The sequence below is a fragment of the Deinococcus rhizophilus genome (assembly GCF_030271215.1).
GTDB lineage: Bacteria > Deinococcota > Deinococci > Deinococcales > Deinococcaceae > Deinococcus > Deinococcus rhizophilus.
This window is the reverse complement of sequence record NZ_JASNGB010000339.1, coordinates 1-1,017: the sequence shown is the minus strand read 5'-3', so window position 1 is coordinate 1,017 and position 1,017 is coordinate 1. Positions and strand designations below refer to the sequence as shown.

Here is a 1,017-nt window from a genome sequence, read left to right as displayed (position 1 = left end):
CCCGCTCCTGTACAGCAAAAACCTCAACCTGTCAGGTACTGAGGTGACCGGGGCAAGCAGGTTTACGCTGATCAGGTTGGCAAAGACGGGCAAACGCTTTTGGCCCTGATCGCCCGTGACGATGCGCCGCAAGGCAGTCAGCACCTCAGCGAGGTGCTGACTCTGGAACGCTGCTGGCAACGTCAATTTACCGATCTGAACGGCGTTATTCGTTTCCGGCTCCGAAGTGAGCTGGTCAAGGAACGGGCCATGCATGTGGAATCGCCCTACGATCCTGAAGCTCGCTACAGCACGAAACGGGGGCGAGAATGGCGTGGCTACAAGGTGCACGTCTCTGAAACCTGCGATGACGGCCTACCTCATCTCATCACCCAGGTAGCGACCACAACAGCAGAAGTGCAGGATGCCCCACTGGGACAACAGATTCAGACAGACTTGTTTCGCCGTGATCTCCAGCCGACGGAACACTGGGTCGATGCGGGCTACAACGCCGCAGAGCTGATCGTGCGGGCAAAGGAGCAGCATGGGACGGAGATCATTGGGCCTGTCCGCCCCAATACGTCTCAAGCCTATCGGACAGCTGGGGCATTCACATTGCGAGACTTCCAGATTGACTGGGAGAGGCAGAAGGCCATCTGCCCGCAGGGCGAAGAGAGTGAGCGCTGGCACGCCACGAAACGCACTACTGGACAGCCCATTGTCATCACCACGTTTTCTGCGAAAACGTGTCAACAGTGTCCGGTCCGGGCACATTGCGTGACATCCGAAACGAAACCCAAATCGTTGACGTTCCAGCCCCAGGCCCAGCAAGAAGCGCTGCATGCAGCCCGAGACGCGATGGTTGATCCAGAGGCGCAGCGCCGCTATCAGCGGCGTGCGGGCATAGAGGGCACCCTTTCACAGGGGGTTCGGGCCTTCGGATTGAGGAACTGCCGGTATCGAGGGTTGCAAAAAGCGCGTCTCCAGCATGTGTTGACTGACATCTTGCAGTTTAGGTCGAGAGGGCGAGAAGTGCGT

At 58.5% G+C, this 1,017-nt stretch carries 1 protein-coding gene; it reads left to right on the top strand.

From position 1 onward, the window contains the following. Positions 1-99 precede the first annotated feature (99 nt). Positions 100-1,017 (top strand): transposase (locus tag QOL99_RS17210; RefSeq protein WP_285525627.1); only part of this gene is annotated, 918 nt, incomplete at its 3' end.